General features: G+C 61.5%; 18 protein-coding genes and 1 riboswitch. Of the genes, 14 read left to right on the top strand and 4 right to left on the bottom strand.

The genetic code is table 11. The features are described from left to right. Window positions 1-3: 3 nt before the first annotated feature. The gene (locus tag HFGMBDPB_RS20450) at window positions 4-888 is read right to left on the bottom strand and encodes an 8-oxoguanine DNA glycosylase (RefSeq protein ID WP_212646129.1); all 885 of its coding nucleotides are present in this window, start codon (window positions 886-888) and stop codon (window positions 4-6) included. A gap of 581 nt (window positions 889-1469) precedes the next feature. Here HFGMBDPB_RS20450 and HFGMBDPB_RS20445 point away from each other — a divergent pair. The 4 genes from HFGMBDPB_RS20445 to HFGMBDPB_RS20430 all read left to right on the top strand — a co-directional run bounded on the left by HFGMBDPB_RS20445 (window position 1470) and on the right by HFGMBDPB_RS20430 (window position 6573). Next, the gene (locus tag HFGMBDPB_RS20445) at window positions 1470-2153 is read left to right on the top strand and encodes a hypothetical protein (RefSeq protein WP_212646128.1); all 684 of its coding nucleotides are present in this window, start codon (window positions 1470-1472) and stop codon (window positions 2151-2153) included. 237 nt (window positions 2154-2390) lie between these two features. After that, on the top strand, window positions 2391-3038 hold the full coding sequence (locus tag HFGMBDPB_RS20440; RefSeq protein ID WP_212646127.1) for a hypothetical protein: 648 nt from the start codon (window positions 2391-2393) through the stop codon (window positions 3036-3038). Between the two features lie 122 nt (window positions 3039-3160). Next, entirely contained in the window at window positions 3161-4636 is a 1476-nt protein-coding gene (dgt, locus tag HFGMBDPB_RS20435; protein ID WP_212646126.1) for a dGTPase, read from the top strand. A gap of 1238 nt (window positions 4637-5874) precedes the next feature. After that, window positions 5875-6573 (top strand): primase 1D-like protein, encoded by a 699-nt coding sequence (locus tag HFGMBDPB_RS20430; RefSeq protein ID WP_212646125.1) that lies wholly within the window; start codon window positions 5875-5877, stop codon window positions 6571-6573. A gap of 368 nt (window positions 6574-6941) precedes the next feature. On the opposite strand, the gene HFGMBDPB_RS20425 is transcribed toward HFGMBDPB_RS20430, so the two are convergent. Continuing rightward, complete coding sequence (locus HFGMBDPB_RS20425; protein WP_212646194.1) at window positions 6942-7256, bottom strand: helix-turn-helix domain-containing protein; 315 nt, start codon at window positions 7254-7256, stop codon at window positions 6942-6944. Window positions 7257-7397: 141 nt separating this feature from the next. Here HFGMBDPB_RS20425 and HFGMBDPB_RS20420 point away from each other — a divergent pair, with 141 nt between their 5' ends. After that, window positions 7398-7781, top strand: coding sequence for a hypothetical protein (locus HFGMBDPB_RS20420; protein WP_212646124.1), 384 nt, complete (start codon window positions 7398-7400; stop codon window positions 7779-7781). A 37-nt stretch (window positions 7782-7818) separates the two neighbouring features. Here HFGMBDPB_RS20420 and HFGMBDPB_RS20415 read toward each other — a convergent pair whose 3' ends face one another. Beyond that, the gene (locus HFGMBDPB_RS20415) at window positions 7819-8169 is read right to left on the bottom strand and encodes an ArsR/SmtB family transcription factor (RefSeq protein ID WP_012204227.1); all 351 of its coding nucleotides are present in this window, start codon (window positions 8167-8169) and stop codon (window positions 7819-7821) included. Between the two features lie 258 nt (window positions 8170-8427). Here HFGMBDPB_RS20415 and fusA point away from each other — a divergent pair, with 258 nt between their 5' ends. Further along, the gene (gene fusA / locus HFGMBDPB_RS20410) at window positions 8428-10530 is read left to right on the top strand and encodes an elongation factor G (RefSeq protein WP_212646123.1); all 2103 of its coding nucleotides are present in this window, start codon (window positions 8428-8430) and stop codon (window positions 10528-10530) included. Window positions 10531-10971: 441 nt separating this feature from the next. On the opposite strand, the gene HFGMBDPB_RS20405 is transcribed toward fusA, so the two are convergent. Then, window positions 10972-11886, bottom strand: coding sequence for an inositol monophosphatase family protein (locus HFGMBDPB_RS20405; RefSeq protein WP_061289306.1), 915 nt, complete (start codon window positions 11884-11886; stop codon window positions 10972-10974). 216 nt (window positions 11887-12102) lie between these two features. Between HFGMBDPB_RS20405 and HFGMBDPB_RS20400 the strand changes: the two genes are divergently transcribed. The 8 genes from HFGMBDPB_RS20400 (at window position 12103) to cas7c (ending at window position 22762) form a co-directional block, all read left to right on the top strand. Beyond that, the gene (locus HFGMBDPB_RS20400; protein ID WP_212646122.1) at window positions 12103-12930 is read left to right on the top strand and encodes an RNA methyltransferase; all 828 of its coding nucleotides are present in this window, start codon (window positions 12103-12105) and stop codon (window positions 12928-12930) included. Window positions 12931-12965: 35 nt separating this feature from the next. After that, entirely contained in the window at window positions 12966-13790 is an 825-nt protein-coding gene (gene cysE / locus HFGMBDPB_RS20395) for a serine O-acetyltransferase (RefSeq protein WP_013803521.1), read from the top strand. Between the two features lie 71 nt (window positions 13791-13861). Further along, complete coding sequence (locus HFGMBDPB_RS20390; RefSeq protein WP_212646121.1) at window positions 13862-14524, top strand: nitroreductase; 663 nt, start codon at window positions 13862-13864, stop codon at window positions 14522-14524. A 62-nt stretch (window positions 14525-14586) separates the two neighbouring features. Next, window positions 14587-14712: riboswitch (TPP riboswitch) on the top strand. Between the two features lie 265 nt (window positions 14713-14977). Continuing rightward, on the top strand, window positions 14978-16921 hold the full coding sequence (gene thiC, locus HFGMBDPB_RS20385) for a phosphomethylpyrimidine synthase ThiC (protein WP_017407427.1): 1944 nt from the start codon (window positions 14978-14980) through the stop codon (window positions 16919-16921). A gap of 174 nt (window positions 16922-17095) precedes the next feature. Further along, window positions 17096-19339 carry a CRISPR-associated helicase Cas3' gene (gene cas3, locus HFGMBDPB_RS20380; protein WP_212646120.1) on the top strand — a complete coding sequence of 748 codons (2244 nt, stop codon included), beginning with the start codon at window positions 17096-17098 and terminating at the stop codon, window positions 19337-19339. A 41-nt stretch (window positions 19340-19380) separates the two neighbouring features. Next, a complete protein-coding gene (gene cas5c / locus HFGMBDPB_RS20375; RefSeq protein ID WP_154834995.1) occupies window positions 19381-20055 on the top strand; it encodes a type I-C CRISPR-associated protein Cas5c in 675 nt (224 codons plus the stop codon). Continuing rightward, entirely contained in the window at window positions 20052-21884 is a 1833-nt protein-coding gene (gene cas8c / locus HFGMBDPB_RS20370) for a type I-C CRISPR-associated protein Cas8c/Csd1 (protein WP_212646119.1), read from the top strand. Before cas5c ends, cas8c begins: the two co-directional genes overlap by 4 nt. Beyond that, window positions 21881-22762 (top strand): type I-C CRISPR-associated protein Cas7/Csd2, encoded by an 882-nt coding sequence (gene cas7c, locus HFGMBDPB_RS20365; protein WP_034368866.1) that lies wholly within the window; start codon window positions 21881-21883, stop codon window positions 22760-22762. The genes cas8c and cas7c overlap by 4 nt, the downstream gene beginning before the upstream one ends. Window positions 22763-22765: the final 3 nt, after the last annotated feature.

Below are 22765 nucleotides of genomic sequence, written 5' to 3'. Positions count from 1 at the left end.
CAGTTAGGCTTGTTTCAGCTGGTTTATGCTCCTCACTCGTCGACGCGCCTTACGCACGGGGGTCGCCTTGGACTCTGCAGATTTAGTAAGTTCTCGAACCGCGAGCGGAGAGTTGGCCATCTCGTGCCAGATAACCGCATCCAATTCAGAAGGCTCGATGTCCATTCCGGCGCTAAACGCAAGGAATAGTTCCTCAAGTTTCAAGTAGTCGCGCTCAACCTTTAGTTCTTTTTTAAAGAGCCCGATTGCCTGGCCAAATCGAAGAATATGAATGTCAAGAATGGCAACGTCGTTTGCTCCCATCCAGTTACGGGTAATCCACGACGCCGTCTTCAAGCCAACACCAGGAAGTGTGATAAGCCAGTCTCGAAGCACTCTGCCAGTACAGTTCGAAGGGGCGTCGAGAATCAGGCCAAGCGAGCCAGAAAGGTATCTTGCCTTCTGTGCTGCAAATCGATAGCGGATCTGGCGCCCATCTACCTCCAGCGGACCCAAGAGCATGCCAAGGATTCTTTGCTCGCTGGTGTCTGCATTTGGCTCAAAGACACCTTCGGATCGAAGCCTGCTGTAAGCAGAAATCCCTACGTTAGCTGGGACTCCGTGCCCACCGAGCAAGCATGCACCTAGTTCTTCTGCCAAGGTCTGGCCAAGCTTGTAGTTCGGAGGGCCACCGGTCAGCCGACGCTCGAAGATCTGGAACAGCCAATAAGCGGGAGTAGGGAACGCGTCAATGGCGCCCCAACGAACGCCGGCAAGGAGCTCTATGTCAGCAGAAGGGAGTTCGAGCTTGAACGCCCCGACCTTGGAGAAAACTGCGGCAGACTGAGGCATGGCGAAAGCAAGAGTGATGTGGCTCCGTTTCGTGACGGATCGTGGATCCGCCAACATGTCACAAGATCTTGAGATGCTGCAACTGTGACACTCAACGCGAAATATCTTAGCTGTTTCGTTCGTTTTTGCCTTGGCAGTCACGGCTGTAGAGTGCTACTCCTCGCCTGCTGTGAACTAGTCCCCTTAGTCTTAGTGTTCGCTTTTTGAAGGTTTTCGCTATCTATTTTTCTTAAGGACAGTCTTCACCAGTCGCATGTACGAATGGCCGCTCTCGGCCTTAAAGCCGACGTAGCTCGCGCTTCGATGGGCTTCCTCTATCAGTTGTTAACTCAATCAGTGTGAGCGAGTATTCACAACCATGAGTCGAACGGCCGATTAGCACTGAGGAGGCCGGCTTCATCATCGCAGATAGCCAATTGTCTCCTTGGTGTCAACCTAGAAATTACGATGACATGGAGTTTAAACATTCTGATACAGTTGGTGTGATTGGGGTTATACAACCCAGGAAGAGCGCCTTCTTTCGGGAAAACCTCAAAAGGCGAATGCTGGTAAGAGGGCTACAACTCTAGGCGAATGGATTAATTGTTCGTAAGAACAGGATGGCAACAATCGGGAAGCAATGAACTTCTGAAAGACTCATGACTGGCCAAGAAGTGTACGAAGTGCTTATGGCACAGGGCAGTGACAAGCTCTATCATGCGAACAGTGTCAGGACAAGCCTCAGCTTGTTGCGACTAGGCGGGCTGGCATCGCGAGGGGGGGTTGCGAGTCGTGGACTCCCGCAGACATCTCAAATTTCAGACCCGGATGATAAAGAGTACGGCATTTGGTATGACAGCTTTGTAGACACCTATGACATCCATCGCGCTCTCAGGCGTCGAAATCACTACGGCCCAGTACTTTTCGTAATAGCAGCAGAACTTCTGCTTCGCCTTCCTGATGGAGCGAATGTGCTAGTCACTCGTTGTAACCCCACGAAGTGGGATGGACTACCCGATGACCAGCGCTACTTCATGACAGGTCGCGAGCTCGCGGCCGGCCTGCAAGTTGGCTATTTCGACCACATGATCACGATAAGTGCTCCTGGCGGAATTGTTCCGTTTGCGGGCGCGGTAGAGCGCATCGTCCTCGATGAGCCCCGCCTCCGCGCACCTGATGTCAGCCAAGAGCATGTGGTCGCTCGAGAGGCCATTTCGGCTGCAGCTGCGCAGGCAGGGATTCAAGTGCAGGTAGAACGTAGGGCATGCACTTGGTGCAACTGCACGACCCAGTATCAAGACCCCGACCACCCCAAGCGCATCGGTTACTTCTTCACTCCCTGATCCATGCGAAATAGCCAGGAAGCGCGGCGTCCGGAAGTTCGACCTCTTCTTCGATCTCTCCTGCAAAAGACCGTCCGCAGGGGGGATGCGCAGCTTGCTGAGATCGTCGCATGCCGTCTTGCAGAACGAGGAGATTCAGCTTGGCTGAAGACACGCGCAGGCGTTATCGCATTCGAGGAATGTTGGCCGTACGGAGCTAAGCTGCTCAACCGTCAACCTCTGGTGATCCTGCGTGAGATGGCCAGCCTCACCAAAAACAAGGAGGCGGCAGGCCTCGGCTCGCTAGCTCACGCGCTTGCAGAAGGCGATCGTTCTGTACTTGATGCAGCCCCTGACCCTGTAGCTGTGAAGATTGTGGCAGCCTCTCTCACAAGGACAGAAGAGTTCTTCTTGTGGGCTTCGCGAAGCTGTCATGACGGTGAGCGCGCCGATTTACTGCGCATTGCGCGTACATACTTCCAGCGGGCTAGCTGGCCTTGGGACAAAGCTTTCGCCAGTGCGGCTGCCTATTTCGCCTGTTTAGGCCATCCGCTTACGATTGAACAGAGTCCTCCGGATGCCGTTACGATGTCGCATTTCCCTTTATGGGTCGCAGTCGATCGACATACGCCGTCTGGTAAAGCTGCACTGCGTCGGGTGGCTTCGCAGTTGTGGATTCCATCCAGTCAATTGGAGTGGTCTAGCTTTTACCTCGAAAGTGCATCCTGTAACGAGAGAGCCATAGGGGAATGGTGGGAGGCTGAAATGGGATGGAGACTTCGAACAGTCCATCTGGATATGAGTGAGGCACAGGCTTTGTGGGGCACGGCCCGCGATCACGTACGCAAAGAAGTCGCTAAAAGTGTCGAAATACTAGAGGCAGCATTGCAAATGCCCGGTGGCTGACAAAAACCGAAAGTTTTCCATTTGCCATAGGTTGAATTTCGTATTTCTAGATTACTTTAATTGAAGATTCTCTCGCAACATTGTTTTAAATCGCCCTTCGTGGGGTGTTAACGGTATAGCCAATGATTAATTACGAAAAACTCCTGAGCGCTGCTCGCCGTCGCACGTCTACCGTTGCGAATAACCGCTCCATCCTTACGGAATCGGAGAGTGATCGTGGTCGAGTATTGTTCAGTCCCGCTTTTCGGCGCCTTCAGCAGAAGGCGCAGGTGTTCTCCATGGAGCCGAACGCAGCTGTGCGCAGCAGACTAACTCACTCATTTGAAGTGTCTCAAATCGGCCGATATCTCGCAGACGAAATCACCCAGCGCTTGAAGGGGCGCCTTGACCAATTGCAGCAGGGTGCGCTGGTTAACTTCGTCGAGACTGCCTGCTTGATGCATGATATCGGAAATCCTCCATTCGGGCATTTCGGTGAAGCGGCAATTCAGGAGTGGTTCAAGACTCATGGTGAGAAAAGTGTGCTCGATAGCATGGGGATGAATATAGGTGCGGTCGGCGATTGCAAAAAGCTGCTTAAACTTGCTCTCGGTGATTTCGAGGAATTTGATGGAAATCCTCAAGGACTCCGCATCGTGTCGAGGTTGCAATGGAATACTGACCCGTTCGGCTTAAATCTAACTAAGACAACGCTTGCGTCGTTCCTGAAGTACGTGCGCTGTCCGATAGAAAACCGATCTGAAAGACCTTTTACAAAGAAGCCGGGTTACTTTTTGAGCGAGCAGGATGTAGCGCGAGAGGTCTGGGAGGAGTTCGGCTACTCTGAAGCGCCACAGCGATTTCCGCTGGCGTACATCATGGAGGCGGCCGATGACATCGCTTACTGTGTGAGCGATTTGGAGGACTCGTTCGAGAAGGGAATTATCCAGGAAGCAACCGCGTTCCCAGAGATTCGAAACAGGTACGTCAAAGAGGGTTTCTCCTCTACTGCACCCTGTCACAATGCGATCATTGAGGTCCTGGAGAAAATGGTAGAAGCTTCCTTAAAAAATGACTTCTCAAGATTCACATATACAGACTTCCGAACTCGCTTAAACAATGCCATTATCCGTTATGTTGCTGATCGCTACGTCGAAAAGGAAAAGGACATCGAGACGGGAGAACTCAAATCGCTGCTGCCCGAAGACGAACCGCCAGGCGCCATCTTGAAGGTATTAAAGGATTTCTGTCGAGAGAAGGTATATCGGCATGAAACGGTCCAACGTGTCGAACTAGCGGGGTATTATGCCATCACTGGTCTGCTTGAACAGACGCGTCCGCTCTTGAGTTGCTCTCGAAAGAGGTTCGAAGCGGCCTTGGCATTTGGGAGTGAAGACGAGAAGGGTAAGCGAATCTTGCTTGAGCCAAAGTTGCTCAAATTATTCCCTCAGCGATACCTGAAAGTATATGAACATCAGGTCACACAGTACAAGGGGCTGCAACAAGAAGATTTTCTCGAGTGGAACGCCCGTGCGCACTTGGTTGTCGACTTCATTTCTGGGATGACGGACGACTTTGCTATGACGACTTACCGAACTCTGGCAGGAATGCGTCTTTGAATCACTGCAGGTTTTAAAGAGGTTTGAGTTTAGAACGGTTGAAGCCATGAAGAAACCGAAGAGGTTATTGGCCGAGTTTTATGAGTGTGCGATGAGGATCGTATAGGAGCACTGTGGGGGAGAACACGTTATTGTGAGTGACCATTGAGTCAATGGTTCTCAAGATATGCTGTGTGCCACAGCCGCTTAATAAATGGGCTGAGGTTAATATTAGTGTTTATGAAGATTGGGGAGACCCAGTCAAGCATCCGGAACACAGGGTCAATGAGTTAGGGCGGGTAACGAGATGCTGAAGTTGGTCAGTGCATTTTCAGCACGGGTCGTTCTCGATTGGCAGGCTCCCCTGCGCAGATTTTCATTGATCTGGTCGCGATGCTTTCGAGGGGTGATCCGTTTTACATGGGTACTTGAGATCGACCCCTTGGTTTGTCGACGACATGAAACCTTACTGCATGAGCCCCACAAACGCAGGGCCCGATCACTTCGAGACGATGTCTTGGTCCCTGCGATTCAACGTGTCCGGTCGGCAGGGGTATGGGGCTGACAAGGTCTGGCTTCAACTACCACGCAAAGCCATTGTCGTGGCCAGCTGCAGCGGAGCGGCGGATATGAGGCGGGCTGCGCGGGTGATGCGAGACCAGTTTGCCGAACCCTAGCCGAGGACGCCAAGTCGCCGTGCTCATTGGACCGGATCAACTGTTAGTTCCTGGCTAAGCGGTCGACCCAATTGGGGTTAGAGACTTCGCTTATGTCTTAACTTGGCAAGGCTGGCTTGTGTTGTCTTCGTCATCGACGCGTTGTCCGAGCGCATCGTTGGCTGGCGGGTGGGCTGTTCGATTAAGACGGACTTCGTGCTCGACTCGCTGGAGTAGACCCTTTACGCCCGGCAGCAGGACCCTGATGGAAGCCCGGTCAGCCACACCGACAAGGGCTCGTTGTGGTCAGCATCCAGTACTTTGATCGGCTGGCTGAGGTAGGTGCCGAGCCGTGTGTGTAAGCAAGGACGACAGCTGCGAGAACGTCTTGACCTAGACCCTCGCTGAGGTCTACAAGACCGAGATAATCCATCATCAGGGCGCCCTGGAAAACCAAGGAGGCCGTGGGTTCGCCCTGTTTGAATGAATGCCCCGAGTCAACCATCAGCGTCTGCTGGGACATCAGGTGTATTTCGCCAGCAGAGGCTAAGGCAAACTACTACCAGCAACTCACCAGCCAAGCCACAGCGATGTTGCCTTGACTTGAACCAATTAGCCTCCACGAACCATGAGGCGATTCACTTTGAAGTACAAATTGTGATTCCTGATACCCATCCATACTGGCACCTGCGGTCTATCGTCGAGCGGTCCGCAGAAGTGGCGGCAGTGCCTTTTAGCTACTACGCCTACACGCCTCAGACCGTCGAAGACCGGCGTAGTAGCTTCATCATGTCAGTTGAGCAGTTCTTGGACGAGGCAGAGGTGTACCGAGTGATGGAAGGCGCGGGACAGGGTCGAGAGCTAGCTGTGCACTCCGACCTGTTGATGCGGGATGGACGACGTCTGCATCTGGTCATGGTGGATATGTCAACTTCTGCGCGCGCTCATCTGGAAAAACTACGTAGCTTCCTCGGGGATAACTTTTTCCAAAGAATATCTTGGTACGCAAGCGGCCGCTCATTCCATGGCTATGGCGACTCCTTGCTGGAGCGAGAGGAGTGGGTCCAGTTCATGGGGCTGCTGCTGCTGGCGAACCAGCCACGCCTTGAGCCCACGGTCGATCCACGGTGGATAGGTCACCGTCTCTTGGCGGGATATGCCTCGCTGAGGTGGACTTGCAATACTTCGCACTACCTGACGCTGCCTCGACGCATAGAGGTGCTAGGTCGCGCTCGTGTCGGCAAGCTCCAAGTCGGCCCGATCGCTAGGAACCTGCCGAAAGTCCCCGAACCTCGGAGCTAAGAACCGTACTGGTTTGGAATTAGTTGGCCGGCGAATCATATCCAGGCTTGCCAAAAGTTCAGTCACATGAAATGACGAAAGGGATAAGAACGTCATCGGTATCCTGAGCAGTCGGCCCAAAGTCCTCTACGCACTTCCGCTTTCACCTGAGGCCGCCCTGGTAGCTGTCAGCGATGTCTCTGGCCGGTTGTCACAACAGATGGCCTTGGACGACTGCAGAAGCTTGTTACGGCAAGGGCCAAACGGCAGCACCAGCCTGAACCGCCCAGCCAAGGCGATCTGGCGACCGGTTGAATCCATCGTTGTTCGCTTACCTTAGGGATCAATGCTGCATTGATGAGATGCAGTCGCTTAGAGACTAAGGCAAATCATCGCACTCCTGAATCCGCTAGCGTAGTCCCCCCCACTCCCAGCTCCTCCTCAGCCCTCCCCATCACCTCAGCCGAACCACACCCCAGCCCCCGCGCAATCTTGAACACGATAGCCAGGGTCGGCATGTGCTCCCCACGCTCCACCTTGCCCATGTGAGAACGCTCGATATCGGCGAGGTTGGCCAGTGATTCCTGGGAGATGCCGCGCTCGTTGCGAAGGGCGCGCACCGCCGCGCCGAAAGCCCGGGCAATGTCTGCATCGAATGAAGTTGCGCCGACTGGACGGCCGCGTTTGACAGGACGCTTTTGCATGGGCAAGAGCGTCAGTTTTTGATGCAATTTAAACCACGTTATATTTAACTCTTTTATTGATCTTGGGCTGCTGCTGCCTTGCATCCGGCACAGCTCGGTACGAGGCCGAGACGCAGGCTTCAATCATCAGAGGAGGCTTCGATGGATCAAGACATCCGCACCGTTTCTCAACCCAACCTCGACGACCTGGCCATAGACGCCGTCCTGCACCTGGGCGCTGCTCTCGAAGTGCTGGAGCTGCACGCTCGCCACAAGGTCACAGCCATCAACTGCGTCTGCCGCGACCTGCTGCGCATCTACTACGCCAAGGCCGATCAGGCGCAGTCGCTGGAGCCGCAGGACAAGGAGCTGCTGGGCCTGCTGCACGACACGGCGGTGGACCTGGGCTATGCCGTCGAGGTGGTGGACCATCTCAATGGCGATGAGGCCGATGACCCCATCCTCTATGCCGTGAGCTATCTGCTCAAGGCGGCCAAGCGGTTTGCGGATGAGGGCGTTGCTGCGGCGCTTGCCGTGAAGGGGTAGGGCGCAGGGCTGCCGCCTGCGTTGCAGGGGCCGGGCTTCAAGGGCAGGGTTTGAGGTGCGCTGCTGTTGCCTGTTCGGTGAGCGGGTCTTCGGCCAGGGCCTGCAGCAGCGCGTCCAGCAGGCCGGGAAAGCGCGCATCCAGGTCTTCGCGGCGCAGGGAGAGCAGGTTCTCGCGGCCATCGGGGCGCTGCCAGATCACGCCGCTGTCGCGCAGCACGCGCCAGTGGTGGGTCATGGTGGATTTGGACTGGCCCTGCAAGAGCGAGCCGCAGGCGCGCTCATGGCCTGCGGCCAGCGCGCGCACCACGGCCAGGCGCAGGGGGTTGCCCAGGGCGTTGAGCAAGTTTTCCAGGCGTATCTGTTCGCGGTCGGGGTGGTTGGCAAGCATGAATCGTCCAGTCGATGGGGCGCCACTGTGCCATGGAAGCAATGCCGCACGTCGCTGATGCGGCGTGGCGCGGGCAGTTATCTGGCAGACAGGGGCATGGCGTGGTGAAAACATGAATCGTTCTGCAAGAAGTTGCGGAAGATAGTACGATTGTCTTCGTACATTCCAATTGTCATCAACCCTCATTCAACCCCCGCGAGAATCCCAGCCCACGGCAGATCCACGCATCAACGCTTATCAGCACCCAGGAGTCCTTTCATGGCCCGCCATACCCCCATAGAACGCTATCGCAACATTGGTATCTCCGCGCACATCGATGCCGGCAAGACGACCACGACCGAGCGCATCCTGTTCTACACCGGGGTGAGCCACAAGCTGGGCGAGGTGCACGAAGGCGCCGCCATCATGGACTGGATGGAGCAGGAGCAGGAGCGCGGCATCACCATCACCTCGGCGGCCACCACCTGCTTCTGGAAGGGCATGGACGGCCGCTTTGACCAGCACCGCATCAACATCATCGACACCCCGGGCCACGTGGATTTCACCATCGAGGTGGAGCGTTCCATGCGCGTGCTCGACGGCGCCGTGATGGTCTATGACGCCGTGGGCGGCGTGCAGCCGCAGTCCGAGACGGTCTGGCGCCAGGCCAACAAGTACAAGGTGCCGCGCCTGGCCTTCGTCAACAAGATGGACCGCACGGGCGCGGATTTTCTGCGCGTGCGGCAGATGATGATCGACCGCCTCAAGGCCAACCCCGTGCCCATCGTGCTGCCCATTGGCGCAGAGCAGCAGTTCACCGGCGTGGTGGACCTGCTCAAGATGAAGGCCATCATCTGGGACGAGGCCACGCAGGGCATGAAGTTCGAGTACCAGGACATTCCCGCAGCCATGGTGGCGGACGCCAAGAAATGGCGCGAGGCCATGGTCGAGGCGGCTGCCGAGGCCAGCGAAGACCTGATGAACCGCTACCTGGAAGAGGGCGACCTGCCCGAGGCCGACATCCTGCGCGGCCTGCGGCTGCGCACCATTGCGGGCGAGATCCAGCCCATGCTGTGCGGCTCGGCCTTCAAGAACAAGGGCGTGCAGCGTCTGCTGGACGCCGTGGTCGAGCTCATGCCTTCGCCGCTGGAAGTGCCGCCCGTGGAAGGCCATGCGGAAGACGGCTCCATCATCGTGCGCCACGCCGATGACAGCGAGAAGTTCTCTGCCCTGGCCTTCAAGCTGATGACCGACCCCTTCGTGGGCCAGCTCACCTTTGTGCGCGTCTACTCGGGCGTGCTCAACAAGGGCGACAGCGTGCTCAACTCCGTCAAGGACAAGAAGGAGCGCATTGGCCGCATCGTGCAGATGCATGCCAATGAACGCCTGGAGGTCGATGAAATCCACGCCGGCGACATTGCCGCCTGCGTGGGCCTGAAGGACGTGACCACGGGCGAGACCCTGTGCGACCCGTCCGCGCCCATCGTGCTGGAGAAGATGGTCTTCCCCGAGCCCGTCATCGCCCAGGCCGTGGAGCCCAAGTCCAAGGCCGACCAGGAAAAGATGGGCATCGCCCTGTCGCGCCTGGCCGCCGAAGACCCGTCGTTCCGCGTGCGCACCGATGAGGAATCGGGGCAGACCATCATTGCCGGCATGGGCGAGCTGCACCTGGAAATCATCGTGGACCGCATGAAGCGCGAGTTCAACGTGGAAGCCAACGTGGGCAAGCCCCAGGTGGCCTATCGCGAGACCATCCGCAAGAAAGTCACCGATGTGGACGGCAAGTTCGTGCGCCAGTCCGGCGGCAAGGGCCAGTACGGCCACGTGGTCTTCTCGGTGGAGCCGCAGGAACCCGGCAAGGGCTTCGAGTTCGTCGACGCCATCAAGGGCGGCGTGGTGCCGCGCGAGTACATCCCTGCGGTGGAAAAGGGCGTGGTAGAGGCATTGACCAGCGGCGTGCTGGCCGGCTACCCCGTGGTGGACGTCAAGGTCACGCTGACCTTCGGCTCGTACCACGACGTGGACTCCAACGAAATGGCGTTCAAGATGGCGGCCATCTTCGGCTTCAAGGAAGCGGCGAAAAAGGCCAGCCCCGTCATCCTGGAACCCATGATGGCCGTGGAAGTCGAGACGCCCGAAGACTACGCCGGCACCGTCATGGGCGACCTGTCCTCGCGGCGCGGCATGGTGCAGGGCATGGACGACATGGCCGGCGGCGGCAAGTCCATCAAGGCCGAAGTGCCCCTGTCCGAAATGTTCGGCTACGCCACTTCGCTGCGCTCGCAAACGCAAGGCCGTGCCACCTACTCCATGGAGTTCAAGCACTACGCCGAAGCACCGCGCAACGTGGCCGAGGCCGTGATCAACGCACGCGCGAGGTAAAAGAGGCGGCAAACGTGCAGCGGGCAGCATGCTGTCCCTGACCCTGGCCCCCCTCACCCCTCCCGTATGCCCACGCCTGCGTCGGGCCGCCTGCGGGGTTGCAGTCCTGCCGCAGGACAGGACTGCCTCTTCATCTGACTCGCCGTGATTGTCTGAACGTAGCGCGCAGCGCGAAGTGAGTTTCACGGCGAACCCCGCAGGCGGCCCGGCGCAGGTTGCCCGCAGCGAAGCGAAGGGACGTGGACATTCGGGTCGTCTTTCTTTGGCCTACGTTTCTTTGACGAATCAAAGAAAGGTAGGTCGGCCGCCGGGCCGAGACCCGGCCTCGAAAAACAACCCCCCGGCAGGGACAAAAACAAGCGCCCCGTCCCAAATCCAAAGGCTCAACGAAAAACAGCTCCTTGAAGGAGCTGTTTCAAAGAGAGCCAGGAGAAGCCGAAATCAGGCCTCAGGCTGCTGCTCAGACTCAGCAGCCTCCACATCAGCAGCCGGAGCCGCCTCACCAGAATCCGCCAAAGCCTGCCGCACACCCGCCTTCTCACCAGCAGAAGCAAACTTGCTGTACTTGCCAACGATGCCGACCAGCGCACCATAGATGCGCGGATTGCCCGCCAGGCATTCCTTCTGCTCCAGGAAATCCGCCTCACCCGTGAAGTTGCCGACCAGGCCACCAGCCTCGGTCACCAGCAGGCTGCCAGCGGCCACGTCCCAGATCTGCAGGCCGCTTTCGAAGAAGCCATCGGCAAAGCCGGCTGCCACGTAGGCCAGGTCCAGCGCGGCGGCGCCGGGGCGGCGCACGCCTGCGGTTTCCTGCATCACGTCGCCCAGCATGTTCATGTACTGCTTGAAGTTGTCGCCACGGCGGAAGGGGAAGCCGGTGGAGATCAGGCTGTCCTTGAGCTGGATGCGCTTGGACACGCGGATGCGGCGGTCATTCAGGTAGGCGCCGCGGCCGCGCGTGGCCGTGAACAGGTCGTTGCGCGAGGGGTCGTACACCACGGCGTGCTCCACCTTGCCCTTGAAGGACAGGGCAATGCTCACGCAGTACACGGGGAAGCCGTGGATGAAGTTGGTGGTGCCGTCCAGCGGATCGATGATCCAGACGTAGTCGGAGTTCTTGGCGCCGAACTCGTTGCCCGATTCCTCGGCCAGGATGCCGTGGCCCGGGTAGGCGCCCAGCAAGGTTTCGATGATGGCCTGCTCGGCCGCCTTGTCCACCTCGGTCACAAAGTCGTTGACCTGCTTTTGTGCGACACGCACGGATTCCACGTCAAGAGCCGCGCGGTTGATGATGGCGCCGGCGGCGCGTGCGGCCTTGATGGCCACGTTGAGCATGGGATGCAGGTTGGTCGACATAGATTGTGAGGCGTTGGCGGAGCAGCGGCTGTGCAAGGAGAGGACGGTCCTCTCTGGCAAAAGCAGGCTGTTTGACGCGGGTAAGAACGGAAAAAGCCGCGTCCGGCGATGCGGGGCGGCGACAATAGCGCGCAATTTTACCCGCCTTGTCCGTTTTGTGCTGCGCAACCTGTCCCGTCTTGGGGGCTCTGCCGGCGCCGGCAGGCCAGCGACGCCATGAAAACCCGATTCGTACTGATAGAAACCAGCCACGCCGGCAATGTGGGTGCCGCCGCCCGCGCCTTGAAGACCATGGGCTTTGACGACCTGGTGCTGGTGCGCCCGCGCTGGCCCAACGTGCTGCGCAAGGAAGAGACCATCCAGCGGGCCAGCGGCGCGCTGGACGTGCTGGGCAATGCGCGCGTGGTCGAGACGCTGGAGGAGGCGCTGGACGGCATCAGCCATCTGTGCGCCACTGCCATGACGCCGCGCGACTTCGGCCCGCCCACGCGCACGCCGCGACAGCATTTCGAGCTGCTGCTCAGCGGGGCGCTGGATGTGCTGGCTGCGCCCGATGAGGCCGATGCGCCCGATGAAGCGGCGCCGCCTGCCGATGCATCCGTGTCCGCACCGGCTTTCGCGCCGCGCTGCAACCAGTCCGGCGTGGCCTTCCTGTTCGGCTGCGAGCGCTTCGGCATGAGCAACGACGATGTCTACCGCAGCGATGTGGCGCTGTCGATTCCGTCCAATCCGCAGTTCGGCTCGCTGAACCTGGGGGCGGCCATCCAGGTGGTGGCCTACGAATGGCGCCAGGCGCTGGGCGGCTTTCCCGTGGTGGAACACACGCCCGCGCCGCAGCGTGCCGACGCGGCCCAGGTGGCCGGCATGCTGGGCCATTGGGAGCAGGCGCTGGCGCATATCGGCTTTCTCGATCCGGCTGCGCCCAAGAAGCTCATGCCGCGCCTCAACCAGCTTTTCAACCGCTCGCAACTGACCGCCGAGGAAATCCACATCCTGCGCGGTGTTGCGAAGGCCATGCTGCAGAGCACTCCAGCGAAACGCTAGACTGAGCGGTCTTGTCAACAATAACCAGCCCCTAGATGCTTGACCGCCTGCGCTCCGATATCCAGTGCATCCTCGACCGCGACCCTGCGGCACGCAGCACCTGGGAGGTCATCACCTGTTATCCGGGTCTGCATGCGATCTGGCTGCAGCGCCCGGCGCACTGGTGCTGGAACCATGGCCTCAAGTGGCTGGGGCGCTTCATCTCGCACATCGGCCGCTGGCTCACGGGCATCGAGATCCACCCCGGCGCCGTCATCGGCGAGCGCGTCTTCATCGACCACGGCATGGGCGTCGTCATCGGCGAGACGGCCGTGGTCGGCGATGGTTGCACCATCTACCACGGCGTGACCCTGGGCGGCACCTCGCTGTACAAGGGCGCCAAGCGCCATCCCACGCTGGGCCGCGATGTGGTGGTCAGCGCGGGCGCCAAGGTGCTGGGCGGCTTCGAGGTGGGCGACGGCGCCAAGATCGGCAGCAATGCCGTGGTCATCAAGCCCGTGCCCGCAGGCGCCACGGCCGTGGGCATTCCGGCACGCATCATCGCCAGCAAGAACGGCCACAGCGCCGATGTGACCGAGCACGACCTGGCATCGGCCAAGGCCGAGTCCATCAAGGTCCCGGCCTCTGCCGCGCCCCAGCCGTTCACGGCCTACGGCATCACCCAGGAAATGGACCCCGTGGCCCAGGCCATGCGCGGCCTGAGCGATGGCGCGGCCGCGCATGAGCAGCAGATCGCGCTGCTGTGGGAGGCCATTGCCAAGCTCTCAGCCGGCAGCAAGGTGGGCGACTGCGTGCCCTGCGAGTCCGAGCGCCCGCAGGCCTTCCAGAAGGACAAGATCGACCAGATCATGGGCAAGTAGGCCTGCACAAGATCACCAAAGATCCCCAAGATCCCCAAGATCCCCCAAGAAGACCGGAGACTCCGACCAGCATGAACGTTGAACAGGCCTTGCATGCGCGCCGCTCCGTGCGCGCCTTCCTGCCCCAGTCGCCCGATGCGGCCCTGGTGCGCTCCCTGATGGAACAGTCGGCACAAGCGGCCTCGGGCGGCAACCTGCAGCCCTGGCGCGTGCTGGCGCTGACGGGCGAGCCGCTGCAGCAACTGCTCACCGCCGTTGCCGAAGCCGAGCCCCAGGACGCCCAGCCCGGCCTGTCCTACCCGCCCAACCTTTGGGAGCCCTACCGCAGCCGGCGCTTTGCCAATGGCGAAGAGCTGTACCAGTCGCTGGGCATTCCGCGCGACGACAAGCCCGCGCGGCTGGAGCAGCTGGCCCGCAACGGCCAGTTCTTCGGCGCGCCCGTGGGCCTGATCGTGGCGGTGGACGAGCGCATGGGCCTGCCGCAATGGGTGGACCTGGGCATCTACCTGCAGTCCTTCATGCTGCTGGCCTGCGCCAATGGCCTGGCGACCTGCGCCCAGGGCTTCTGGCGCCGCTACAACGACGCCGTGACCCAGGCGCTGGCGCTGCCCGAGGGCTACCACGTGGCCTTCGGCATTGCGCTGGGCTACGAGGACAAGAACGCCCCCATCAACGGCTGGCGCGCCACGCGCGCTCCGCTGGCCGAATGGGGTGCGCTGCGCGGCTTCGACTGACTGCGGCGCATGGCCCCTGGGCAAACCCGCAGGCGATGGGCCGCCAACCATCCCCTATACTTGCCGCTGCTCCGGGGTGTGCTGATGCACTGAGATGCCAACCGGTCCATGCGCTGCATGGGCCAGGAGGCGAACCCGACGAACTTGATCCGGTTGATACCGGCGGAAGAAGAGCGGGACCCTGAAGCGGGGCCGAAGTCAGAGGATGGAAGTCCGCCACGGCGGATACACGCAGGGCCGCAACGGCCAGGCAGGCCACCATCCGATGCGCATCGGCCCTTGCCAACCAAGGCTGCTCGTGCGCCTTGGCGTGCGTGGCAACCAGGGGCCAAGGCCATACGGCCCTGGCAGGCCCACACTGGCATAGCCCGGTGCGCGGCCTTTGGCACAGCCCAAGGAGTGTCCGGTTCCCGGAGCGTTGTTGATCGACGCTTTGAACGCAAGGAACCCGACATGAACGCTCCCGATTCCATCTTCACCCCCGCAGCCGGCGAAGCTCCAGACGCACAGCGTTTTTCCGACCTGCTGGCGCAGTCGCGCAAGCCGTTCCCGGCCTCCACCAAGAGCTATCTGCAAGGCAGCCTGCACAGCGGCCTCAACGTGCCCGTGCGCGATATCCAGCTGACCAATGGCGAGCAGGTCAGCGTCTATGACACCTCGGGCCCCTACACCGATCCGGCCGTGGCCATCGACGTGCGCAGCGGCCTGCCGGGCGTACGCAATGCCTGGATCGAGTCGCGCGGCGACAGCGAGTACTACGCCGGCCGCCTGCGCCAGGCCCTGGACGACGGCGGCAAGCGCGGCGAGGAAGACGAGCGCGTGGCCCGCCTGCGGGCCGAGGCCGCATCGCTGCAGCGCCAGCCGCGCCGCGCCAAGAGCGGCGGCAACGTCACCCAGATGCACTACGCGCGCAAGGGCATCATCACGCCCGAGATGGAATACGTGGCCCTGCGCGAGAACGGCCGCCGCGAATGGATGGCCGAGTACCAGCAGGACGCCGCGCGCGAGGCCCGCCTGGCCGGCAACGGCCTGGGCGCCGCCATCCCCAAGATCATCACGCCCGAATTCGTGCGCGACGAAGTGGCGCGCGGCCGCGCCATCATCCCGGCCAACATCAACCACCCCGAGATCGAGCCCATGGCCATCGGGCGCAACTTCAAGGTCAAGATCAACGCCAACATCGGCAACTCGGCCGTCACCTCCAGCATCGAGGAAGAGGTCGAGAAACTGGTCTGGGCCATCCGCTGGGGCGCGGACAACGTGATGGACCTGTCCACGGGCAAGAACATCCACACCACGCGCGACTGGATCATCCGCAACTCGCCCGTGCCCATCGGCACCGTGCCCATCTACCAGGCGCTGGAGAAAGTGGGCGGCATTGCCGAGGACCTGACCTGGCCCATCTTCCGCGACACCCTGATCGAGCAGGCCGAGCAGGGCGTGGACTACTTCACCATCCACGCCGGCGTGCGTCTGGCCTACATCCACCTCACGGCCCAGCGCCGCACGGGCATCGTCTCGCGCGGCGGCTCCATCATGGCCAAGTGGTGCATGGCCCACCACCGCGAGAGCTTCCTGTACGAGCACTTCGAGGACATCTGCGACATCATGAAGCAGTACGACGTCAGCTTCTCGCTGGGCGACGGCCTGCGCCCCGGCAGCGCCTCGGACGCCAATGACGAGGCCCAGTTCGCCGAACTGCAGACCCTGGGCGAGCTGACTCAGCTGGCCTGGAAGCACGACGTGCAGACCATGATCGAAGGCCCCGGCCACGTGCCCATGCACATGATCCAGGCCAACATGACCGAGCAGCTCAAGCACTGCCACGAGGCGCCGTTCTACACCCTGGGCCCGCTGACCATCGACATCGCCCCCGGCTACGACCACATCGCCAGCGCGATCGGCGCGGCCATGATCGGCTGGTTCGGCACCGCCATGCTGTGCTACGTCACGCCCAAGGAACACCTGGGCCTGCCCGACCGCGACGACGTCAAGCAGGGCATCATCGCGTACAAGATCGCCGCCCACGCCGCCGACGTCGCCAAGGGCCACCCCGGCGCCCGCGCCCGCGACGACGCGCTGAGCCAGGCCCGCTTCGACTTCCGCTGGCAGGACCAGTTCAACCTGGGCCTGGACCCCGACACCGCCCAGGCCTACCACGACGAAACCCTGCCCAAGGACAGCGCCAAGGTGGCGCACTTCTGCTCCATGTGCGGCCCCAAGTTCTGCTCCATGAAGATCACCCAGGAAGTGCGCGAATTCGCCGCTGCCAAGGGCGTGGCCGAGCAGGAAGGCATTGCCGCAGGAATGCAGGCCAAGGCCGAGGAATTCAACCGTGCCGGCGGGGAGTTCTATATCCCCATCGTGGCGGCCAGCAGCGATACGACGGCGCGTTGAAATCCGCTGACTCCTGATCGGGATTGCGCCGTGTAGGCTGATATTTCCCCTATAGTCGGTCCAGCCTTGGACTGGTCAAATAAACACCGCAGGCGCTTTTGGTGCCTGCGGTGTTTTTTCTTAGGACTATTCCTGTTTTTGCCGAGAAATAGACGGAAGAATCTGAATTGTCTTATGGGTGACTTCTTTGCGCATTCCACAGCCAATGTTTCAAAGGCCGATTGGCAATCCCTGCCGGATCATCTGAAGGGTGTGGGCACACTGGCTCGACAGTTCGCACAGGCCTTCGGTGCCGGTGAGCTGGCTGAGATACAGGGCTGGCTGCATGACCTGGGCAAGTACACCGAGCCCTACCAACTTCGGCTGCAAGGCGGCGCACTGCGCGTGGACCACTCCACCTGGGGCGCGCGCATTGCGGCCAGACACTATCCCGGAATAGGCCATTTGCTGGCCTATGGCATTGCCGGGCACCATGCGGGATTGGCCAATGGGGATGGGCAAGGGGAAAGATCCGCATTGCGCCAGCGGCTCGATGACGGGTATGAATTGCCGGCGCTCGATTCCGCCTGGAAGCGAGACATCGCATTGCCCGCCAAGCTGCCCATGGTCGATCTCAAGCCCTGTGACGGCAAACGCAAGAATTTCCAGTTGGCATTTTTCACACGCATGATGTTTTCATGCCTGGTCGATGCCGATTTTCTCGATACGGAGCGCTTTTATCTGAAGACGGAAAGCCGTCCCGATCATCGCAGCGCGGGTAAGCCGGCCCCCAGCCTGCAGGCCTTGCGCGAGCAGCTCGATCACTTCCTGGCAGGTCTGCCGACGGGGGGCGACGTCAACCCCATCCGCTCAGGCATCCTGCAGCATGTGCGTGCGCAGGCGGAACTGGCGCCGGGGCTGTTTTCCCTGACGGTGCCCACGGGTGGGGGCAAGACGCTGGCCTCGCTGGCCTTCGCGCTGGACCATGCCATACGCCATGGCCTGAGCCGAGTGATCTTCGTGATTCCGTTCACCAGCATCGTCGAGCAGAACGCCGCCGTATTTCGCAGGGCCCTGGGCCCGCTGGGCGATGCCGCCGTGCTGGAGCACCACAGCGCTTTCGTGCAGACCGAGCCGCCGCGCGACGACCCTGAAAAATACCAGGCGCAAAAGAAGCTGCAGCTGGCCATGGAGAACTGGGACGCGCCCATCATCGTTACCACGGCCGTGCAGTTCTTCGAAAGCCTGTTCGCCGCCCGGCCATCGCAATGCCGCAAGCTGCACCGCATCGCGGGCAGCGTGGTCGTGCTGGACGAGGCCCAGACCATGCCCCTCAAACTGCTGCGGCCCTGCGTGGCGGCCATCGACGAACTGGCGCGCAACTACCGCGCGAGCGTGGTGCTATGCACCGCGACCCAGCCTGCACTGGTGGCGCCCGATTTCGAGGACGGCCTGAACGAAATGAGGGAGCTGGCGCCCGACCCGGACCGGCTGTTCACGCAACTGGAGCGCGTGCGCGTGCGGCACCTGGGCGTGCTGGACGATGAGGCGCTGGCCGGGCACATGCGCTCGCGCGAACAGGTGCTGTGCATCGTCAACAACCGCCGCCATGCGCGGGCCGTCTACCAGGCCATGGCCGATCTGCCCGGCGCACGCCATCTGACCACGCTGATGTGTGCCCGGCACCGCAGCGAGGTGCTGGCCGAAGTGCGGCAGATGCTCAAGGAAGGCAAACCCTGCCGGCTGGTATCGACGAGCTTGATAGAGGCCGGCGTCGATGTGGACTTTCCCACCGTGCTGCGTGCCGAGGCGGGCCTGGACTCCATCGCCCAGGCCGCTGGCCGCTGCAACCGGGAGGGACGGCGCGCCAGGGATACCAGCGAGCTGCTTGTGTTTCTGCCGGGCAATCCGGATTGGGCACCGCCACCTGAACTCAAGCAGTACGCGGAGAAGGCGCGAGAAGTGCTCAGGCAGTTCGAGGCGCAGCCTCTGGCCCCCGAGGCCATCCAGCGCTACTTCTCGCTGCTGTACTGGCAAAAGGGCTCGCAGGCCCTGGATGTGCCGGATCTGCTGGGGCAACTGACGGCAAGCCGCTTCGACAGCCTGCCGATGGAAACCCTGGCGGCGAAGTTCCGGCTCATCGACAGCGTGCAGATACCGGTGATCGTGCCGTATGACGACAAGGCCAGGGACGCGCTGCGGGCGCTGGAGCATGCGCAAGGCAGCGTGGGCCTGGCGCGCAGCCTGCAGCCCTACCTGGTGCAACTGCCGCGACAAGGCTTTGATGCGCTGCGCAAGGCCGGGGCCGTGGTGCCGGTGGCCGAGAGCAAATGGGGTGATCAATTCATGGTGCTGGCGCACGAGGGCTTGTACGACCCCCGCCATGGCATCCATTGGGATGAGCCCGCGCTGATCCAGACCGAGCATTTGTGCTGGTAGCGCAGGCAACGGTGTCTTGCCGCTGAAGGAGAGGAGAGGGCATGGGATTTGGAGTGAAACTGAAGGTCTGGGGTGAGCGCGCCTGCTTCACCAGACCCGAGATGAAGGGTGAGCGCGTCAGCTATGACGTCATCACGCCTTCGGCCGCGCGCGGCATTCTGGAGGCCATCCACTGGAAGCCGGCCATACGTTGGAGCGTAGACCGCATCCACGTTCTGAAGCCGATCCGCTTTGAATCGATACGGCGCAACGAGGTGGGCAGCAAGATCTCTCCGGCCAGTGTGTCCAAGGCGATGAAGGCCGGCTCCACGGAAGGCTTGGTCACGCATGTGGACCAGGATCGTCAGCAGCGCGCAGCCACGGTGCTGCGCGACGTGGCCTATGTGATCGAGGCGCATTTCGAGCTCACGCCCAAGGCAGGCGCCGACGACTCGGTGGGCAAGCACCTGGACATCTTCAACCGCCGAGCGCGCAAGGGCCAGTGCTTTCAGATGCCCTGCCTGGGCGTGCGCGAGTTTCCGGCGGACTTCGGCCTGCTCGAAGACGGCGAGGCATTGCCCACGCCGCACGAAAGCCTGCTGCCCGAGCGGGACCTGGGCTGGATGCTGCACGACATCGACTTTGCCAACGGCATGGCCCCGCGCTTTTTCCGCGCCAGCATGTCCGGTGGCGTGATCGCCGTGCCGCCCTGGCACAGCGAGGAGCTCAAGTCATGATCCTGCAGGCGCTTGCCACCTACTACCAACGGCTGCTGGAACGCCGCGAGGAGGGCCTGGCGCCCTTTGGCTACAGCCCCGAGAGGATCAGCTACGAGATCCTGCTGGCCACCGATGGCCGTGTGGTGCAGGTCAACGACATCCGCGACACCACGGGCAAGAAGCCGCTGCCGTGCGTGATGAACGTGCCCCAGCCGGAGAAAAGAACGGTGGGCATCAAGTCCAACTTCCTCTGGGACAAGACCAGCTATGTGCTGGGCGTGAGCGCAACCAGCAAGCGCGCGGACAAGGAGCATGAAGCCTTCAAGGCCTCGCACCGCGAGCATCTGGCCGGCACGCAGGACGCGGGCCTGAAGGCCTTGCTGGGCTTTCTCGATGCCTGGACGCCGCAGCAATTCGAAGCGCCCAATTTCACCCCGGACATGCTCGATGCCAACATGGTGTTCCGCATGGATGGCGAAAAGGCCTATCTGCACGAACGCCCGGCCGCTCAGGCCCTGCGTGCCCGGCTTCTGGACAGCGACGACGGTGGAGAAAGCAGTCAGGAGTCGGTGGCGACCTGTCTTGTGAGCGGCGAAAGCCTGCCCGTGGCGCGCCTGCACCCGGTCATCAAGGGCGTCAGCGGTGCGCAGAGTTCTGGCGCCTCCATCGTCTCCTTCAACCAGGAGTCATTCACTTCCTACGGCAAAAGCCAGGGCGACAACGCACCTGTCTCGGAGCAGGCCGCCTTTGCCTACACCACCGTGCTCAACCACCTGCTGCGGCGCGGCGAGCATAACCGCCAGCGCCTGCAGATCGGTGATACCAGCATCGTCTTCTGGGCCGAGGCCGCAGATGGCCAGGAGGCCGAACAGGCCGTGCGGGCCGAGTCGCTGCTGGCCGACCTGCTCGATGACCGTCCCTCGGACGACCAGGAGGCCGCGCGCATCCGCATCGAACTGGAGAAGGTGCAGAAAGGCCGGCCGCTCAGCGACATCGACCCCAGGCTTGAGGAAGACACGCGCATGTACGTGCTGGGCCTGGCGCCCAATGCCTCGCGCATCTCCATCCGTTTCTGGGAGGTCGGCACGCTGGGCCTGTTTGCGCGCCGCCTGGCGGAGCATGCGCAGGACTTTCATCTGGAGCCTGTGCCCTGGAAGACCGCGCCCTCGGCTTACCGCGTGGTGCTGGCCACGGCACCGCACCGTGAGGGCAGCGCACCCAAGATGGATGACGCCATGAGCAATCTCGTGGGCGAGTTCATGCGCGCCGTGCTCACCGGCCGCCCCTATCCGCGCAGCCTGCTGGCCAACGTGCTGATGCGCATGCGCAGCGACGGCCATCTGTCGGGGCTGCGCGTGGGTATCTGCAAAGGCATTCTGGCGCGTGAGCGCCGCCTCGGAATCAACAGTGACAAGGAGGAGATCCCCGTGAGTCTGGACAAGGAATCCACCAACGCGGCCTACCGGCTGGGCCGCCTTTTCGCCGTGCTGGAAAGCGCGCAGCGCCAGGCGTTGGGCGGGCAGGTCAACGCGACCATCCGCGACCGCTACTACGGCGCGGCCTCGGCCACGCCGGCATCGGTATTTCCCATGCTGCTGCGCAATGCGCAAAACCATCTGGGGCGCCTGCGCAAGGACAGGCCGGGCGCTGCCGTGGGGCTGGAAAAGGACATTGGCGAGATTGTCGGCGGCCTCACCGACAGCTTCCCCCGCAGCCTGCGCATCGAAGACCAGGGCCGTTTCGCCATCGGCTACTACCACCAGTCGCAAAGCCGCTTCAACAAGTCTGCCGCCAACGACGACAGCACCGATTCCACCGAAGACCGCACTGACGGAGATCCCGCATGACCGCCATCGCCCACCGCTACGAATTCGTCTACCTGTTCGACATCACCAATGGCAATCCCAATGGCGATCCGGATGCCGGCAACCTGCCGCGCCTGGACCCCGAGACCAATCGAGGCCTGGTCACCGATGTCTGCCTCAAGCGCAAGATCCGCAACTTCGTGAGCCTGGACAAGGAAGATGCGCCTGGCCATGCCATCTACATGCAGGAAAAGGCCATCCTGAACCAACAGCACCGCAAGGCCTACGAGGCCATCGGCCTCAAGCCCGAAGACAAGAAACTGCCCAAGGACGAAGCCAAGGCCCGCGAGATCACGGCCTGGATGTGCGCCAACTTCTTCGACATCCGCACCTTTGGCGCTGTCATGACCACGGGCGTCAATGCGGGCCAGGTGCGCGGACCCATACAGATGGCCTTCGCCACCTCCATCGACCCCGTGGTGCCGCTGGAAATCTCCATCACGCGCATGGCCGTCACCACGGAAAAAGAGGCCGAAGCCCAGAGTGGCGACAACCGCACCATGGGCCGCAAGCACATCATTCCCTACGGCCTGTACCGTGCCCATGGCTTCATCTCGGCCAAGCTGGCCGAGCGCACCGGGTTTTCCAACGAGGACCTGGACCTGTTCTGGCGCGCGCTGATCAACATGTTCGAGCATGACCGCTCCGCCGCACGCGGCGAGATGGCGGCGCGCAAACTCATCGTCTTCGAACATGAAAGCGCCATGGGCAACGCGCCTGCGCATGTGCTGTTTGACGCCGTCAAGGTGGAGTCCGCACAGCCGGCCGATGCGGGCGCTCCCCGGCGCTTTGCTGACTACCGTGTGCACATCGACACTGCGGCCGTGCCTTCGGGCGTGACCCTGCGGGAACTGATCTGAGAC

The organism is Delftia sp. PE138, from assembly GCF_018320755.1.
Classification (GTDB): domain Bacteria; phylum Pseudomonadota; class Gammaproteobacteria; order Burkholderiales; family Burkholderiaceae_C; genus Comamonas; species Comamonas tsuruhatensis.
Note: the sequence above shows the minus strand (reverse complement) of the source record. Positions and strands in the feature narration are given on the sequence as shown.

Coding starts and splice junctions, on each gene's coding strand:
- HFGMBDPB_RS20450 (WP_212646129.1), bottom strand. CDS start 888: ATGTTGGCGGATCCACGATCCGTCACGAAACGGAGCCACATCACTCTT.
- HFGMBDPB_RS20445 (WP_212646128.1), top strand. CDS start 1,470: ATGACTGGCCAAGAAGTGTACGAAGTGCTTATGGCACAGGGCAGTGAC.
- HFGMBDPB_RS20440 (WP_212646127.1), top strand. CDS start 2,391: ATGGCCAGCCTCACCAAAAACAAGGAGGCGGCAGGCCTCGGCTCGCTA.
- dgt (WP_212646126.1), top strand. CDS start 3,161: ATGATTAATTACGAAAAACTCCTGAGCGCTGCTCGCCGTCGCACGTCT.
- HFGMBDPB_RS20425 (WP_212646194.1), bottom strand. CDS start 7,256: ATGCAAAAGCGTCCTGTCAAACGCGGCCGTCCAGTCGGCGCAACTTCA.
- HFGMBDPB_RS20420 (WP_212646124.1), top strand. CDS start 7,398: ATGGATCAAGACATCCGCACCGTTTCTCAACCCAACCTCGACGACCTG.
- HFGMBDPB_RS20415 (WP_012204227.1), bottom strand. CDS start 8,169: ATGCTTGCCAACCACCCCGACCGCGAACAGATACGCCTGGAAAACTTG.
- fusA (WP_212646123.1), top strand. CDS start 8,428: ATGGCCCGCCATACCCCCATAGAACGCTATCGCAACATTGGTATCTCC.
- HFGMBDPB_RS20405 (WP_061289306.1), bottom strand. CDS start 11,886: ATGTCGACCAACCTGCATCCCATGCTCAACGTGGCCATCAAGGCCGCA.
- HFGMBDPB_RS20400 (WP_212646122.1), top strand. CDS start 12,103: ATGAAAACCCGATTCGTACTGATAGAAACCAGCCACGCCGGCAATGTG.
- cysE (WP_013803521.1), top strand. CDS start 12,966: ATGCTTGACCGCCTGCGCTCCGATATCCAGTGCATCCTCGACCGCGAC.
- HFGMBDPB_RS20390 (WP_212646121.1), top strand. CDS start 13,862: ATGAACGTTGAACAGGCCTTGCATGCGCGCCGCTCCGTGCGCGCCTTC.
- thiC (WP_017407427.1), top strand. CDS start 14,978: ATGAACGCTCCCGATTCCATCTTCACCCCCGCAGCCGGCGAAGCTCCA.
- cas3 (WP_212646120.1), top strand. CDS start 17,096: ATGGGTGACTTCTTTGCGCATTCCACAGCCAATGTTTCAAAGGCCGAT.
- cas5c (WP_154834995.1), top strand. CDS start 19,381: ATGGGATTTGGAGTGAAACTGAAGGTCTGGGGTGAGCGCGCCTGCTTC.
- cas8c (WP_212646119.1), top strand. CDS start 20,052: ATGATCCTGCAGGCGCTTGCCACCTACTACCAACGGCTGCTGGAACGC.
- cas7c (WP_034368866.1), top strand. CDS start 21,881: ATGACCGCCATCGCCCACCGCTACGAATTCGTCTACCTGTTCGACATC.